The following is a 15567-nucleotide window of genomic DNA, read 5'->3' on the forward strand; positions in this document are numbered from 1 at the left end:
TGGCTGTGCTCCTACGCACCCTCACTGTGGCCGACGATGCCGCCCGCCGTCAGGTGATTGCCGCAGGTCAGCAGGGGGCGACCTAAGCAGATCAGGACGCCTACGGTCAGATCCCGGATGCCCACCCCCACGAGGTAGCCGCCGCTGTGTGCGGCATGGGTGGGGGCGCAGGGTGAGCGAGGACGCATCGGCCGGTCGGCTGTATGCCACGGTGGAGATCGACACCACCGGCCTGCGCGGACGCGCCACAGCCGAGATCAAAACCGCGCTGGCCGGCGTCACGGCCAAGGTCCGCGCCGAGCTGAGCACCACCGGCCTGGCGACCCAGCTGCGCACCGCGATCAAGACGGCTGACATCAAGGCGAAGATCCCTGTCGAGCTGCGCGCCACCGGCCTGGTCGCCCAGGTGCGGGCCCTGTCGAAGCTGGCCACGATCCAGGCGAAGGTCCAGGTCGACCGCGCCCAGGCCCGGCAGGAAATCGCCGGCAAGGTCGCTGCGGCCTCCAAGAACCTCAAGGCGAAGGTCGCCGCCGAGCTGGACACCTCCCGCCTGGCCGCGCAGGCACGGGCGGCAGCCCGGTTTGCCGAGATCAAGGCCAAGGTCACCTTCGACCGGGCGCAGATCCGTGAGGAGCTGACGAAGAAGATCGACTCCGCCGCGCGGGGAGTCTGGGCCAATGTGCGGGTCGACCTCGACGACGCCGCGGCTCGGGCCCGCCTGAACCGGCTGAGGCGTGAGCGGATCACTGTCGATGTCGGCGTCAACGTTCTCAGCGCCGCGGCCATCGTCGAGGCGCTGCGCCGGAGCCAGGAGGCCCGGCCGATCAGGCTGCCGGTGCAGGTCACCGGCAGCCAGGCGCTGACGGCCTTCGGCCGGGCGATGACCCGGCTGACTCGGTTCCCGGCCATCGCCTCCGGTGTCCTGCTCGCCGCGGGCGCCGTCACCAACCTGGCGGCGAGCCTGTATTCGGTGGTGGCCGCCGGATCCCAGGCCGTGGGCGTCCTGGCCGCCCTGCCCGGTCTGGTCGGTGCGGCGGCCCAGGGGGCGGCCGGTCTCCTGCTGGGCTTTTCCGGGATCGGTAAGGCGGTCCAGGTCTTGGGGCGGGCCCAGGACCAGGCCGGGCAGATCGCCACCACCTCGGCCGGGCACCAGTCGGTGGCGGCCGACCAGATCCGGGCAGCCCAGGAGCGACTGGCACGGGCCGAGGAGTCGGTGGCCGAGCGAATCGCCACGGCACGCCGGAATCTGGCACGCAGCCAAGAGAGTGCGGCCGAGCGGATCGCCGCGGCGCGTCAAGCGGTCGAACGCGGGGCCGAGAGCGCGGCCGAGCGGGCGCTGGCGGCCGAGACCCGGCTCACCGATGTACGGGTGGCCGGGGCGCGGCGCGTGACCGATGCCGAAAAGCGCCTGTCGTCGATGCACGAGGCCACCACCCGGGCCCAGCAGGACCTGAACCGCGCCGGCGCCGCGGCGGCCGAACGATTCGAAGATTTGGCGCTGGCCGTCCGGGATGCGGCGCTGGATGAGCAGGACGCCCAAGTCGCCCTGGAGCATGCCCGCCGCAAACTGGCCGCGATCAGCAGCCCCTACGCTGAGGGCGCCTCCGACCTGGACAGGCGCCAGGCGCAGATCGACTACGACAAGGCCGTCCTGGCGCTGGACAAGGTGCGTGAGCACCAGGCAGACCTCAAAGCCGAGCAGGCCGAGGCCGACCGCACCGGTGTGCAGGGATCGCGGGAGGTCCTGGAGGCCAAAGAGCGCCTGCAGGACGCCACGCAGTCCGAGACCGACGCCGAGGCCGACCTGCGGGATGCGCGGGCCCAAGCGGCGCGCGATGCCGCCGACGCCGCCGCCGACCTGGCCAAGGTACGGCGGGACAACGCCCGCGACATCGCCGACGATCAAGCGGCGCTGCTGCGGGCCCAGCGCGATGGCGCCCGCGAGATCGCCGACTCGCAGCGGGAACTACGGTCCGCCCAGCGCGACGGCGCCCGCGAGATCGCCGATGCCCGGCGGGCGATCGTGGAGGCGATGTCGTCTGGCACGGAGGCGGCCCGCGCCCAGTCGGCGGCCATCCGCAACGTCGGCATCGCGATGGGCAAGCTCGGCCCGGCCGGGCAGACGTTCGCCCGGTTCATTGACGGCACCCTGCGGCCCCGCTTCTACAAGCTCCGGGATGCGGTGCAGGCGGCGCTGCTGCCGCCGCTGCAAAAGGGGATCATCAAGGCGCTGCCGCTGCTGGACGTCGTGGAGAAGAAGCTAGTCGACACCGGCGGGGTGATCGGCGCCCTGGCCCTGAAGTCGGCCGGTGTGATGTCGACGGGCCTGTTCCGGCGGGACGTCGGCAAGATCATGGGGTCGAACAACCGGGCCCTGAAGGACTTCGGCGAGGCCGGAATCTCCCTGGTCAAGATCTTGAAGGATATCGCGGTCGTCGCCGGGCCGATCCTGGTGGAGCCGTTCGCCCGGTGGGTCCGCACCCTGGCCAAGGCCGGGGAGACCGCGACCGCCACGGGCCGCAGGACCGGCGAGCTGGCCGACTTCCTCGGCCGCGCCAAGGAGACCGCCAAGACGCTGCTGGACATCGGCACGGACCTGGTCGGGACCCTGCTCAACATCGGCCGGGCTGCCCGGCCGACCGGCGACACCGCACTGGCCGACCTGGCGACCTGGGCGGCCAAGTGGCGTGACATCACCGCCAGCCCGGAGTTCCAGCAGTCGGCGCGGGAGTTTTTCGCCCAGGCCCTTCCGGTGGCCAAGCAGTTCGCGGTCTTCCTTGGCCGGGCTATCGAGTTCTTCATCCGTCTGGCGGAGGTCACCGGCGGCGACACGCTGGACGGGTTCTTCGCCGTGCTCGACGGCGTCGTGTCGCTCCTGGAAACGCTGGTGTCGCTACCGGGCGGTGGCGCGGTCCTGTCGGCGATCCTGACCCTGTCGGGTGCCGGCCTGGCGCTGGGCCTGACCGGTAAAGCCCTGGGTTTGATCATCACCCACTTCAAGACGCTGGCGAAGTTCAGCGGCCTGGCCAAGCTGACGGGATCGATCATCGGGCCGTTGACCGGTGGCCTGGGGGCGGGCGGCCTGGCGAAGCTGACCGCCCAGCAGGCGGGCGGCGCCCTCAGGGGAGCGGCCGACACCGCCCGGCTGAGGGCGATGTACGTCGCCGACGCCGCCCGGGACCTCGCCGGGTCGGCGCTGGGGGCGGTCGGTACGGGGGCGCGCCGGGTCCGGGACAGGGTGGCTGGGGCCGCGCGCAGCACCCGCGAGCGGGTCGGCGGCGCGGTCTCCCGCGGCGCCACCCGGGTCCGGGACTTCGTCGCCTCGCGCCGGGATGCGGCCCGGGGGCGCGGCGATCGGGGTTCGGCGACCGTCGGTGCCCTGGGCGGGGACCTGGTCGCCGCCGGGATCGGGCGGGCCGGGGCTGCGGCCGGGCGGGCGGCCAAGGCGGTCGGCAGCTACACCGCGTCCCTGGCCAAGGCCGGGGCCGGGGCGCTGATGACGGGCCTGAGCAAGGCGAGCGGAGCGATCGGTGGCGTCGTTTCCGCCGCCGGGCGTGGCATCGCCGCCCTCAACGGGCTGTCGCTGGCCAACCTCCGGGCCGGGGCGGCATCGGCGGCCAACGCCGTCAAAACCGCGGTGCTCACCACCGGGCAGAAGCTCGCGGCGGCGGCGACCACGCTGTGGGCCGGGGCTCAGCGCGTCCTCAACCTCGTCATGCTCAACAACCCCATCGGATGGATCATCGGCATCCTGGCACTGCTGGTGGGCGCGGTGGTCCTCGCCTACCAAAAGTCGGCGACCTTCCGCAAGATCGTCGATGACGCCTGGCGGGGAATCCAGGCGGCGGTGAAGGTGGCCTGGGAAGGCTACATTCTGCCCACCTTGAAGGCTTTCTGGAGTTTCCTCACTAACGTCTTGGCGCCGAAAGTCCGGTGGTTCTACGAAAACATCATCAAGCCGGTTTGGTCGCTGATCACCGGAGCGGTCAAGATCGCGGTCGGCCTGATCACCGGCAACTTCGACACGGTCCGCAAGGGTCTTGACCAGGTCGGCAAGGCATGGTCGTCGATCTGGCGCGGCATTGGAACGCTGCTGTCGAATGTCTGGAACAATAACGTAAAGCCGCTTCTGACAAGTTTGGTCAACTTTGTTATCAAAACCGTCCCCGACAGCTTCAGTCGTGGCGTCGAACTCATCAAGGGGTTTTGGCAGAGACTTCAGAAAATCGCCAAAGATCCCGTTTCGTTCATTGTCAATACCGTTTACAATCGCGGAATTCTGCCGGTTTGGAACTGGATCGCCGACAGGATCAACCCGTCCTGGAAACTACCGGAGATCAAGGGCTTCGCCCGCGGCGGCATCGTGCCGGGCTACACCCCCGGCCGCGACAACGCCCTCATCGCCGTCGGCGGCGGCGAGGGCATTCTGCGCCCCGAACTCACCCGCGCCCTGGGCAAGGACTGGATCACGGGCGGCAACCGGGCCGCCATCCAGGGCGGCGTCAGCGGCGTCCTGCGCTACCTCGCAGGCCTCGGCGACCCCAGCGGCATGGGCATCCCCGCCTACGCCCGCGGCGGCATCGTCCCCCTCCGGGGCGGCGGCACCATCCCGGTCGGCGGGCGCTTCGCGGGTGGCGGGATCTTCAGCGGCGTCAGCGACTTCTTCACCGCCGCCAAGGACTGGTTCCGCGACGGCCTGCGCGACGCCCTGACCGGCGCCACCACTCCCCTGCTGAACGCCCTGAAGACGTCCTTCGGCGCCACCCAGTGGGGTCAGCTGGTGCACGGGGCGACCGCGAAAATCATCGGCGGCGCGATCAACTTCCTGGTGGGCCACGAAACCGAACTGGGCGGGCCCGGCCGCCAAGCCGTCGCGGCGATTCGCAAGGTGATCGGCACTCCCTACTCCTGGGGCGGCGGCGGTCCCACCGGCCCTTCCCGCGGTTTCGCCCAGGGCGCGGGCACCGTGGGATGGGACTGCTCCTCGCTGATGCAGTACGGCTGGTACCAGGCGATCAAGAAGGTGGCGCCGCGTACCACCTACTCCCAGTGGCCCTGGACCCGGCACGTGGACTCCCCGGCCGAGGGTGACCTGGGCTTCATGCGGTTCAACACCTCCGGCCTGCCCGAGCACGTGGTGATGTTCGCCGGCCAGGGCCACATCGTGGAGGCACCGCATACCGGGGCGTTCGTGCGTGAGGTGTCCGTGCGGCCCGGCACCCAATGGGGCCGGGTACCCGAGACGTTCCTGCGCGACACCGGCGGCCCTGTCTACCCGGGCGTCAACCTCTACGACAACCGGACCGGCGACCTGGAGTGGATCCTCAACCCGCGCGCCATCGACCTGCTGGGAGGGGTGCGGGCGGTCGACGCCCTCAACCGCGGCGCCGCCGACGCCTACCTCAACCGGCGCGGAGCCGTGGTCCCCCGGGCGGGTGTGGCCTCCGGCCGACCGGCGGCATCGGCGGTGGTTCATGTGCATCCCCAGCCGCACCAGTCGGAGGAGGAGATCGGCGCCATCGCCGCCCGCCGACTGGGGGTCCTGCTGGGGTGATCGGGGCGGCTCGCAAGCCCGCGACGTTAACACCCTCCCGTTGACAGCCTGCCCGATGTGTCAACTGCGATCGAGTCGCCGGTCTACACCTTGGGCACCTGGCAGGGCAACGTGCTGGATGACTTCGGGGTGGAGTGGATCGTCGAGGACGAGGACGGCTGGTCCTCCACCCCGCCGGTCAAGGCAACCCTGCAGGAGAAGACCGCCGGAGACGGAGCCTGGTCCGGCCCCGGATTCTTCTCCTCCCGGGTGATCAACCTGACCGGGCGGGCCAAGGCGCCCGACCGGCTGAGCATGCTGGCGGCCAAGGACCGCCTGCGGGCCTCGATCAGCCCCCGCGTCCCCGCGCAGTTGCAGGTCGACGAGGCCCACATGACGCGGGTGGCCACGGTACGCCTGTCAGACAAGATCGACGTGCGGGACCAGAGCGCGGAGATCTTCTCCTGGGGGCTGACCATCACCGCCCCCGACCCGCGCAGGTACGCCCCCGAGCCCAACACCACCTCCACCGCCCTGCCCTCGGCCGCGACCACCGGCCGCACCTACCCGCGCACCTGGCCCATGCTCTACGGCGGCGCCGTCGAGGGCGGCACCGGCAGCGTGTTCTTCGACAATCTCGGCGACTTCGACGAGACCCCCGCCGTCATCACCTTCGTCGGGCCAGTGCAGACCCCACGCGTCGAGCACGTGCAGACCGGCCGGAATTTGACCTTCGACCTGACGCTGTCGGCCGACGACATCCTCGTGGTCGACCTGCTGGCCCAGACCGCGATTCTCAACGGATCCGGCAACCGTGCCTACACCATCTCCGCTGGCAGCGCGTGGTTCATGTTGGTCTCCGGCATGAACGAATTGGCCTTTCGCGGCGTGGCCCTCTCTCCTCCCCCTGACCCGCTCATGACCGTTACCGCCACCTCCGCCTGGAGCTAGAGGGGGATGCCCGCATGGCCCTGATCAATCCGCCCGCCTACCTGCAGGCGGGCAGTTACGCCGCCCGCCTGGACCGCCTGGCGCAGGCCTCCCTGCTGGTGCCCTCCCACGGGGTGGGCGCCTTGGCCGTGCGCGGCGGGGTGCGGCCGACCCCGTCCAACACCGGCCTGCAGGTCACGCAGAGGAGTACGCCGGCGATGTTCGTCACCATCGCCGCGGGGACGGCCTACATTCAGGCCCAGTCGGCGACCGGCGGCGCCTACATCGTGCACAACGACGCCTCGGTGGACGTGGCAGTCACCGCGGCGCACGCCACCCTGGCCCGCAAGGACCTGGTCATCGCCCGGATCTACGACGCGGAGGTGTCGGGCGCCTCCAACACCTCCACCCTGGAGGTCGTCACCGGCACCCCGGCCGCCTCCCCCACCCTCCCGGCCACCCCGTCGGGCGCCATCGCGCTGGCGCAGGTGCAGGTCGGCGCCGCGGTCTCCACCATCACCAACGCCGCCATCACTGACTTGCGGATCTACACCACCTCCTTGGGCGGCACCATCCCGGCCCTGTCGACGGCGATGCCCGCCACCCCGTACGAGGGGATGGCGGCCTACCAGACCGACACCAACAAGCCGGTCTGGCACAACGGCTCCACTTGGCACTCCTGGAGCGATGAGGGGTACCTCACCTCATCCGGCGTGGCCATCTACCTGTCCAGCAACGGCTACATCCCCCAGTCGTCCTTCCTGGCAGCGGGCTACCAGCCGACGACCTACATCCAAAAGGCCGCCGACACCTCCCGCACCAACACCGTCACGTTGACCGACGACCCGCACCTGACCACCACCGTGCCCGCCGTCGGCCTGTGGTGGATCAACGCCTTCATCATCTACGCCGCAGACGCGGGCGTGGACATCCAGATCGGCTTCACCGGCCCGGCCGGCGCCTCCATGCGGTGGGTGTCGGAGCTGCTGACCACCAGCGCCACCACGGGCGTGGACACCATCTCCCGCTCGGCGCAGACCCTGGCCAACGTCCCCACCGGCGGCGGCCGGGGCGTCGGCACCGCCAACTGGCTGGTTGCCCCCATCACCGGCTACCTGCAGACGCAGGGTACCGGCGGCACGTTCGCCGTCCGGTGGGCGCCCAATGTCTCCAGCGCGCTGGCCACCAGCGTGTATGCCGGGTCGCTGCTGGTCCTGCGGCAGATGGCGTGAGGTACCGGTGGCCACCTACAGGTATCTGTTCTTCGACTTCGCGACCCGGCGGCTGATCGACGCGCTGCCGATGGACGATGTCACCTACAACTGGGAGCTGCGCGGCATCGGTACCGTCACCGGCAAAATCCCGTTGTTTGCCGACGAGTTGCCCGCCGCGCGAGTGCTGGAGGCCACTCACCCCTACCGCACCAAGATCTTTGTGGAGCGTGACGGCGGCTTGGTGTGGGGTGGCTGGATCCACCAAAAGCCCTCCTACAGCAGCGACGAGGGCGTCCTGACGGTCAACGCCGAGGAAAGCCTGGGCTACTTCGCCCGCCGGAACCTGCCGACCTTGCGCTTCGACGGCGTCGACCAGCTGGCCATTGCCCGGGCCTTCCTCGCCACCCTGCAGGCCGAGCCCGGCGGTGACATGTGGATCAGCACCGACCCCAGCCAGCTGTCGGGTCGGCTGCGCGACCGCGGCTACTTCGCCTTCGACCAGTCGGCCGCGCTGACCGCGCTGACCCAGTTGAGTGAGGTGATCGACGGGTTTGAGTTCGCCTCTCAGGTCGCCTGGAACGGCGCCGTCCCGCTGGAGTCGCTGGTGTTCGGCTACCCGCGGCTGGGCCGGAGCGGTTCCAGTAGCGGCCTGGTGTTCGAGTTCGATCGGTTCTCCGGCAGCGGCGGCAACGTCGACAGCTACACCTGGGACGACGCGGGGGTGCCGATGAGCACCCGCACGTGGGCCTCCTCCGAAACCGAGGAGGGGGTGCAGCTGACCGCGCACACCGACCGACCGGACCTGGTCGCCGCCGGGTATCCGGTCATGGAGTACGGCGAGACCTATGACGGCATCGTCAACGTCTCCACCCTGCAGGAGCACTCCGATGCCCTGGCCGAGTTCCGGTCCGGGCCGCGCACCGTCGCCCAGTTCACGCTCGTGGCCGGCGCGGGCATCAACATCGGCGACTTCACCATGGGCGACGACGTCCTGGTCCGGTTGAGCGACTGGCGCTTCCCGCCGGACCCGGCGACAGGCGCCCCGGGGTTCGTGGGCTACCTGCGCATCACCGCGTGCGCGGTCGCGCCCGGCGTGGACGGCGCCGAACGCCTCACGTTCACCTGTTCGGACTTCCTTTCGGCCCTGTAAGGAGTGATCATCATGGCTGGTTCGGAGCGGCGGATACTGCCGGTCACGCCGCAGCCCTCGCGTCACGTCGGCTCGCGCGTGGTGGCCACCGCACCGGACGCGGTGCGCACCATCACCGGGATCCGGGCCGAGGTCAGCCGCCAGGCCACCCGGGTCCGCCGCGAAAGCCTCACCTTCGCCCCGGCCGACCCCTCGCGCGGGGAGCCGTGCACGGCCGCGGTCATGGTCAGCGTCCTCGTGGCGATGATCTACCGTTCGGGCCACAACCTGTACGCCGACGTGGCGATGGGCACCGGCGCCGCCAGTGTGATGCAGGCCCAGCTCGCCGTGCCCGGCCTGGGGCTGACCGGGGATGTGGTGGACACTGCGGCCGGCGGGAGCGAGCGGGACATCCGGCTGCGGCTGGAGCTGACCGACGCCTGGCCGATGGGCGAGGCGCACCGCGTCTACGTTCAGGCCCGGCGGCTGTCGGGGGCGGATGCGACCACTGTGCGCCTGCTGGGCGCCTGGCAGCGGTGACCCCGGGCGGCGGCCCCGATGCGTCGAGGACGCGACGTAAGGGATGGGGGCGACCGACTGTGGGGGGCATGACGGGGAGGGTGGCGGGCGCGGCACGCCAGGCCTGGCGGCTGCTGGGGCGCCGCGGCGTCTCGTTGTTGTTCGTCGGCATGCTTGGCCTTGTGCTGGCCGCCAGCCTGACCGTGCTGCCGCCGGGGCAAATGGCCGCCTACACCGCGCTGGCCGCGCTCGCGCCGCTGCCGGTGTGGGCATCGGCCTGGATGGTCTCGGCGCTGCTGTGCTGGTTTCAGGCCTTTCGCCGTCAGGACCGCATCGCCTTCGCCACGGCGACGGCGATGTGGTGGCTGTATGGCATCGCCTACCTCCTCGGGGTGGTCAACGGCCTCAACCCTCGCGGCTGGGTCGGCGGCCTGATCTGGCTGGCCTTCGGCGGCTGGTTGAACCTGATCGCCACCTGGCCCGAGGCCCCCCCTGCCCCGGCGGGGCCGGTGCGGGAGGAGTGACGTGGTCAACATCCAGGAGCTGTTCATCCAGGCCGCCATCGGCGCCGTCCCCCTCGGCGTCGCCTACCTTGCCTACCGTTCCTCCACCGACGCCAACCGGCGGAGCCAGGAGACCGCGCAGGCCGCCGCCGAGCGGCAGGCGGCGATGGAGCGCACCAAGGTCGACTCCGAGGCGTTCGAGCGCGCCCGCGTCATCTACGAGGATGCGTTGTCCCAGTTGGAAAAGCAGTTGGACCGCCTGCAGTCGCAGTTTGACCGGGTCAACGAGCAGCTGTCGCGCGAACAGGACGCCTCCAACACGATGCGCGTCGAGGTCTGGGGGCTGCGCACCAACGTCGCGACCCTGGAGCGGTTGGTGGCCACGCTGCGCCGCCAGCTCATCGCCCACGGCCTGATCCCCGAGGCGACGCACGGCCCCGACTCCACCACCCCCGCCATCGATTCCGTGAAGGGAGAAGCCGGTGAGGGAAATGCCTGTTGAGCAGAAGGTGAAGTCGGCCACGGTCGGTTCGGCTCTAGCCGGGGCGATCGTGTGGGCGCTGAGCGAGTACGTCTTCCGGGGGGATGTGCCGCCGGAGATCGGCCTGCTGGTCGCGGTGGGGCTGCCCGCCCTGCTGAGTTTCGCGGGCGGGTTCGCCGCCCGCCACACCTGGCGCACCGACGCCGAGGCGCTGAAGGTCAAGCCGTACGTTCCGCCACCGGACGGCTCATGATCACCCCCTGTCCGGCCGGGGGCCGCCCCCTCTACGATGGGGGCGTGAGGTCACTCCCTCGCCGCGCGTCACAGGTTTTCGAGGTGGTGCCGGGTCCCCAAGGCCTCCTGGGGGGATCCGGCCAGTTCCGGTATCGGAGCCAACCATCCTGAAGACCGAGCGGCCGGAGGAATGAGGCGTCTGCCTCTCACGCGGATTCGCTCCCCGCGCGCTGACTCCGGTCTCACGTGCAGCCAGAGGATTCCGGGCGGCTGGTCATCCCCCGGTTAGGAGTGACCTCACCCCATCGCCCGCTCACCCCTTGGATGAGCAATGTCGGCGGGGTACCTTGGCACCACGCTAAGTAGATGAACAATGGTGGTGGTTGCGTGAGCGGAGCAGCCGTCCACCGGGAGGCGATGCGATGACCGTGCTGATCAAGGACCCCACTCCCCCGGCCGCCGACCTCGTCGGCCCGCTGACTATCCAGCCCGGCCAGACCAAGCTCACTCCCCTTCAGGCCCAGGCCTTTCGCGCGATCACCAACTTCGACCCGCGCACCGAGCCCGACTCCTGGCCGCATATCAACGTCTTCCTCCAGCTGTGCGTCGAGTTGCAGCTGTCGCCCTGGGCCCGCAAGATCCACCTGTACAAGCGGGGCGAGGGCGAGCACGCCCGTTACGTCATCCAGACCGGCATCCACGGCCTGACCGAGCTGGCCCAGCGCACCGGCCGGTTCATCCGCTTCGGCGAAACCGAGTTCACCTCCGACGACGACGCCCCGGCATGGTGGCACCTCAACCCCGTCACCGGAAAGCGTGAACGGGTGTGGGTGAGTACCTGGATCTGGCCCGGCACCCACCCTGCCGCGGCCCGCACCACCATCCACTACTACGACCACAAGGGCGTCGAGCGGAGCATGACCGCCGAGATCGCCTGGCAGAGCTACGCCCCCTACCGGCTGATGTACGAGGGGCAGGGCGAGGACCGGCGCAAGGTCATCGGCGACAACGGGATCCCGATGGTGGAGCTGGAGGAGCACTGGGCGCGCGACGGCGGCATCCACATGATCAAGAAGTGCTCCCGGGCCAACCTGCTGCGCCTGGCCTTCCCAGCCCAGTGCGGGAACGTGTTCATCGACGAGGAGTTGCACGCCGAGGACGTGCGACTGCGTGAAGAACGTGCTCTGCAGGTGGCCGCCACGCACACCGCGGCCCTGGCGCACGCACAGCGCGTGCAGGCGAACGAGGGCGTGAAACCCGCCCCGCGGCCCGTGAACATGCTGGTCAACCCCGCAGCGGGCGTGCACGACGAACCCACCGGGCGTGCACCCGCACGCGTGAACATCCCGCCCCGCCACCTGGTCATTCACACCCTGCGGGACGTGAACGTTCACGCCTCCGCGCCCACGCCGGAGCAGATTCACGCCTGGCTGCTGGAGGAGATTCACGCCATCTCCGCGATCATCGACCGGGATGTGTCGGTGCCGATCGTGCGCCGCTACGGCCAGCCCGAGGCCACCCTGGACGACCTTCCTGCGGCCTACATCCTGAACGTGCTGGGGCCGCTGCGGGCCTCGGTGGCAGCCACGCTGCGCCAGCAGGGCCGCCACACCGAGGCAGCTGCCTACGCCGCCGCGCCACACGCCGCCGCCCCCGTGGAGGTGCTGTTCGGCCGGGCCGCTCCGTGCGAGGAACGCACTGCCGGCCCGGCCGTGAGCTAACCGGTCGAGGGCGGCAGGTCGATCGGGCCCGCCACCGGGTGGCGGTCGCCGTCGGGGGAGATCCACGGGGCGCGGTCCCCCCGCCGCCAGCGCTGCTCGGCCTCGTCGTACAGGGCGCACGCGGTGCTCGGCGCGATGCGCAGATGGTTGGCGATCTGTTCCCAGGTGGCGCCTGAGCAGATCCGGGCGCGCAAAATCGTCAAGACCCGCAGCCGACGCGACATCGCCGTTGTCAGGTCCAGGTCGGTGAACAACACCTCAAGATCGGGGTTGCGTGAGGCGGCTCGGGCCGCGCAGCGCCCGAGATGTGTCCTCAGCTCCTGAGCGGCGATCACATGGGATGCCGCCAAATCGTGCTCCATGGGCTACCACCAGTCGTTGGCTAGGTGACGGTGAGGCGACGCCGTCCTGCGCAGTGTGGACGGCGCGCGATCAACGAAATCCGAGCGACATGCGAGAAAGCGGAACCGGGAGGGCGGGTTGAAGTGGCCGTGGCAGGCAGGTGCAGGCCAGCCAAAGAACGGTAACCCGCTCGCCCATCGGCGCGCCATCGGATCGTCAAGGGGCGGGTCGCCTCTAGGGGGCAAAGGGATCGATCAGTCACGCTTGTGATGCACCCGGGACAGGAGGTCGCGACGCTTCCCAAACGCTAAGTACCCGTTCTATGGTGGAGGGGGCGACTGTAGTTCGCGACAGCGGATACCGTCCGCCACCATGACGTCCATCATCGCCACCGGCCAGGCGAGTGACCCGGCCGGGGTGCCCACCCGTCAGGAGTAGACCATGCTGCACGCCACCTCGGAGCGCCGGTGAGCGCCCCCTCGGCCGCCATCGTGGCCGCCGCGCGCCGCATCGCCGTCCGCGGCCTGCCGATCGGCCCGCGCGAGGATCCGTGCTGTTGCGGCCATGGCCGCCATCGCCACAGCGGCAAAGTCTTCTCCGGCCGTTGCCTGGCCGGATGCGGTTGCCGGGCCTGGCGCGCCGATATGGCCTACCTGCTGGCGGTGGAGGCGATGGCCGCCTCCCACTCCAGCCTCATGGCCGACATCGCCGCCTGGCATGAGGCCACCTACCCCCGGCCCACGCCCGACAAGGGCGGCTGGGGCGTCGGTCCCTCCGACGTCGGCAACTGCCGCAAACGCATCTGGTACCGGGAGCTGCACCCGCACCTGGCCAAGCCGGTCGACTCCTCCGCGGCCCTGATGGGCAACATCACCCACGAGGTGGCCGCCACCGCCCGGGGCGCCCTGTACCGCTGGCAGCAGATCGAGATACCGGTGAAGGTCCCCGGCCTGGACCGGCCCGGCCGCATCGACCGCTACGACCCTGTCCTGGGGCTGGTCGACGACATCAAGACCAAGGGCGTGCGCGGCTGGGAACGCCTGGCCGAGCACGGCCCGGACGCCCACCAGTGGAAACAGGTCGGCATCTACGGCTACGGCCTGCTCGCCGCCGGCAAGCCGGTGGAGACGCTGCGCCTGACCTGCATCAACCGCGCCACCGGCGCCGAGAAGGTGTTCGAGCAGCCCTACGACAACGCCGCGGCCGAGGCCGCCCGGGGCGAGCTGATCGCCCTCAACGTCGCCCTCGACGTCGGCATGGATCTGCCGCGCGACGGCCGCGGCTCCACCGACCCGTTCTGCACCCAGTGGTGTGAGTTCTACGAGTCGTGCTGGAACGTCGCCTCCGCCGCCGAGCATGGGGTTTCCCCGGAGTTCTACACCACCTTCGGCGAGCAGGCCGACCCCGAACTCGTGGCCTGGGCCGCCGAGATCGCGCGCACCTGGAAGGACAGCGAGACCGAGGCCAAGACCGAGTACAAGGCCGCCATCGCCATGCTCAAGGGCGCCCTGCGCGGGGAGAAGGTCGGCCGCTTCGGCGACTACAAGATCATTGAAAAGACGCGTGAGGTCAACGACTACAAGCGCTACTGGGAGACCGTCGAACAGGTCCGCCGAGAGTATCTCGCCTGGGAGCCGTCCATCCGCGGTGACTTCGCCGACTGGGTGGCCTCCATCGTCATGCCCAAGCGCAAGGAGACCTGGATCGAGGTCAAGCACGTCGTCGATCCCCACCCCCTGAACAAGGCCGCCGCATAACCGAGAAAGGCACCACCGTGGTCATCTCACCGCAGGAACAGGCGCTCGCCCGCACCGTATGCGACACCCTGGCCGGGCACTGCCACCTCATCGTCGCCCGCATCATGCCGATCACTGGCGACGGCCTGGACGCCAAGACGGCGATATGGGCGGCCTATCTAACCGGCGTCGGTGACCTCGAACTCGACGGCGGCCACCCGCTCGCATTGGACCCCGACGATCCCGGCTACGACATCTCCTCCCCCATCGGCACCGCCTCCACCAAAACGGAGGCCGTGGACGCCCTGCGCCGTGTGCTCACCCGCCTGACCTACGGTCGCGTGAGCACCCCCGACGGCCACGACACCCTGGCGGTCGGCTGGGACATCACCGCCGACCGCCTGGCCGTACTCGACCCCGATGATCAGGAGGTTCCGGCGTGAGCACTCCCCTGCCCCAGACCGGCCAAGACGATCAGGCCCCCGATCCGGTACAGGAGGCCAGCCGGGAGGCCTTCATGACCTCCTTCACCGACAGCGCCACCTTGGGCATCGACCTGGAAGAGCGCGTGGACGCGGCCCTGGCCGCCCGTGACGCCGTCCTGACCACCGCCGGATACCTGCGCATCCCCACCGCCCCGCCGACCGATCAGGACCTCGATGACGCCGCCCGCCTGCTCGCCCACGCCTCTGCCTTTCCCCGCTTCGCCGACGGCGACGGATGGCGGCGACTCCGGCACAGTCCGCACCTGGTGGCGGTCGCCGCGATCAAGGCCCGCGCTCGTCTGGCGCCGGGTCAGGAGGAGCGCATCAACAAGATCAACGAGGCGGAGGAGATGCTCACCGCTCCGCCCCGCCGGGGCGCCGAGGAGGGGGCATGAAGGCCCAAAACCCCTTGTCTGCCAGGGGTTTTGCTCCAACTGATGTGGTGTGTCACGCCCCGCGCGTCCCAAAATCGCGGTACGGTAGCCCGAGCGCACCGGCGACGGAGCGCCACCACAAGTCCATAAACACAGCGGCGGCGACACGTTCGCACTGGGGTGGCACCCAGTGGGAGCGAACTGCCGCCGCCGGAGCTTCGAAGGGTGGCGACCCTATCGAGGCACCGCATCACCGGAACTCATGGGTTAGGAGACTCAGATGAGTGATCCGACGATGCTGGGTACCAGCGTACCTGGCCACGTCTGCACGGCAAACGGCAACACGGGAAATCGGGCTGCGAATCG

General features: G+C 70.1%; 13 protein-coding genes. 12 read left to right on the top strand and 1 reads right to left on the bottom strand.

Features of this window, described 5'->3' with window-relative positions; all coding sequences use genetic code 11:
• Positions 1-172: 172 nt before the first annotated feature.
• The 9 genes from AB0395_RS21750 to AB0395_RS21790 all read left to right on the top strand — a co-directional run bounded on the left by AB0395_RS21750 (position 173) and on the right by AB0395_RS21790 (position 12264).
• On the top strand, positions 173-5554 hold the full coding sequence (locus tag AB0395_RS21750) for an NlpC/P60 family protein (protein WP_366283089.1): 5382 nt from the start codon (positions 173-175) through the stop codon (positions 5552-5554).
• A 57-nt stretch (positions 5555-5611) separates the two neighbouring features.
• Complete coding sequence (locus tag AB0395_RS21755) at positions 5612-6484, top strand: hypothetical protein (RefSeq protein ID WP_366283091.1); 873 nt, start codon at positions 5612-5614, stop codon at positions 6482-6484.
• Positions 6485-6498: 14 nt separating this feature from the next.
• Positions 6499-7695, top strand: coding sequence for a hypothetical protein (locus AB0395_RS21760; protein ID WP_366283093.1), 1197 nt, complete (start codon positions 6499-6501; stop codon positions 7693-7695).
• Positions 7696-7702: 7 nt separating this feature from the next.
• Entirely contained in the window at positions 7703-8827 is a 1125-nt protein-coding gene (locus AB0395_RS21765; protein WP_366283095.1) for a hypothetical protein, read from the top strand.
• A gap of 12 nt (positions 8828-8839) precedes the next feature.
• On the top strand, positions 8840-9346 hold the full coding sequence (locus AB0395_RS21770; RefSeq protein WP_366283097.1) for a hypothetical protein: 507 nt from the start codon (positions 8840-8842) through the stop codon (positions 9344-9346).
• Between the two features lie 68 nt (positions 9347-9414).
• Positions 9415-9849, top strand: a complete 435-nt coding sequence (locus AB0395_RS21775) for a hypothetical protein (RefSeq protein WP_366283098.1) — start codon at positions 9415-9417, stop codon at positions 9847-9849.
• A 1-nt stretch (position 9850) separates the two neighbouring features.
• Positions 9851-10330 (top strand): hypothetical protein, encoded by a 480-nt coding sequence (locus tag AB0395_RS21780; protein ID WP_366283100.1) that lies wholly within the window; start codon positions 9851-9853, stop codon positions 10328-10330.
• Complete coding sequence (locus AB0395_RS21785) at positions 10320-10562, top strand: hypothetical protein (protein WP_366283101.1); 243 nt, start codon at positions 10320-10322, stop codon at positions 10560-10562. Before AB0395_RS21780 ends, AB0395_RS21785 begins: the two co-directional genes overlap by 11 nt.
• A gap of 403 nt (positions 10563-10965) precedes the next feature.
• On the top strand, positions 10966-12264 hold the full coding sequence (locus AB0395_RS21790; RefSeq protein WP_366283103.1) for a recombinase RecT: 1299 nt from the start codon (positions 10966-10968) through the stop codon (positions 12262-12264).
• On the opposite strand, the gene AB0395_RS21795 is transcribed toward AB0395_RS21790, so the two are convergent.
• Positions 12261-12626, bottom strand: a complete 366-nt coding sequence (locus tag AB0395_RS21795) for a hypothetical protein (RefSeq protein WP_366283105.1) — start codon at positions 12624-12626, stop codon at positions 12261-12263. The genes AB0395_RS21790 and AB0395_RS21795 overlap by 4 nt on opposite strands.
• A gap of 447 nt (positions 12627-13073) precedes the next feature.
• Between AB0395_RS21795 and AB0395_RS21800 the strand changes: the two genes are divergently transcribed.
• The 3 genes from AB0395_RS21800 to AB0395_RS21810 are packed head-to-tail and all read left to right on the top strand — an operon-like array spanning position 13074 to position 15222.
• Positions 13074-14363 carry a hypothetical protein gene (locus AB0395_RS21800; RefSeq protein ID WP_366283106.1) on the top strand — a complete coding sequence of 430 codons (1290 nt, stop codon included), beginning with the start codon at positions 13074-13076 and terminating at the stop codon, positions 14361-14363.
• Positions 14364-14380: 17 nt separating this feature from the next.
• A complete protein-coding gene (locus AB0395_RS21805; protein ID WP_366283108.1) occupies positions 14381-14785 on the top strand; it encodes a hypothetical protein in 405 nt (134 codons plus the stop codon).
• The gene (locus AB0395_RS21810; RefSeq protein WP_366283110.1) at positions 14782-15222 is read left to right on the top strand and encodes a hypothetical protein; all 441 of its coding nucleotides are present in this window, start codon (positions 14782-14784) and stop codon (positions 15220-15222) included. Before AB0395_RS21805 ends, AB0395_RS21810 begins: the two co-directional genes overlap by 4 nt.
• Positions 15223-15567 lie beyond the last annotated feature (345 nt).

The sequence above is a fragment of the Streptosporangium sp. NPDC051023 genome (assembly GCF_040689595.1).
In the GTDB taxonomy this organism is placed as follows: domain Bacteria; phylum Actinomycetota; class Actinomycetes; order Streptosporangiales; family Streptosporangiaceae; genus Streptosporangium.

Coding starts and splice junctions, on each gene's coding strand:
- AB0395_RS21790 (WP_366283103.1), top strand. CDS start 10,966: ATGACCGTGCTGATCAAGGACCCCACTCCCCCGGCCGCCGACCTCGTC.
- AB0395_RS21775 (WP_366283098.1), top strand. CDS start 9,415: ATGACGGGGAGGGTGGCGGGCGCGGCACGCCAGGCCTGGCGGCTGCTG.
- AB0395_RS21785 (WP_366283101.1), top strand. CDS start 10,320: ATGCCTGTTGAGCAGAAGGTGAAGTCGGCCACGGTCGGTTCGGCTCTA.
- AB0395_RS21760 (WP_366283093.1), top strand. CDS start 6,499: ATGGCCCTGATCAATCCGCCCGCCTACCTGCAGGCGGGCAGTTACGCC.
- AB0395_RS21770 (WP_366283097.1), top strand. CDS start 8,840: ATGGCTGGTTCGGAGCGGCGGATACTGCCGGTCACGCCGCAGCCCTCG.
- AB0395_RS21795 (WP_366283105.1), bottom strand. CDS start 12,626: ATGGAGCACGATTTGGCGGCATCCCATGTGATCGCCGCTCAGGAGCTG.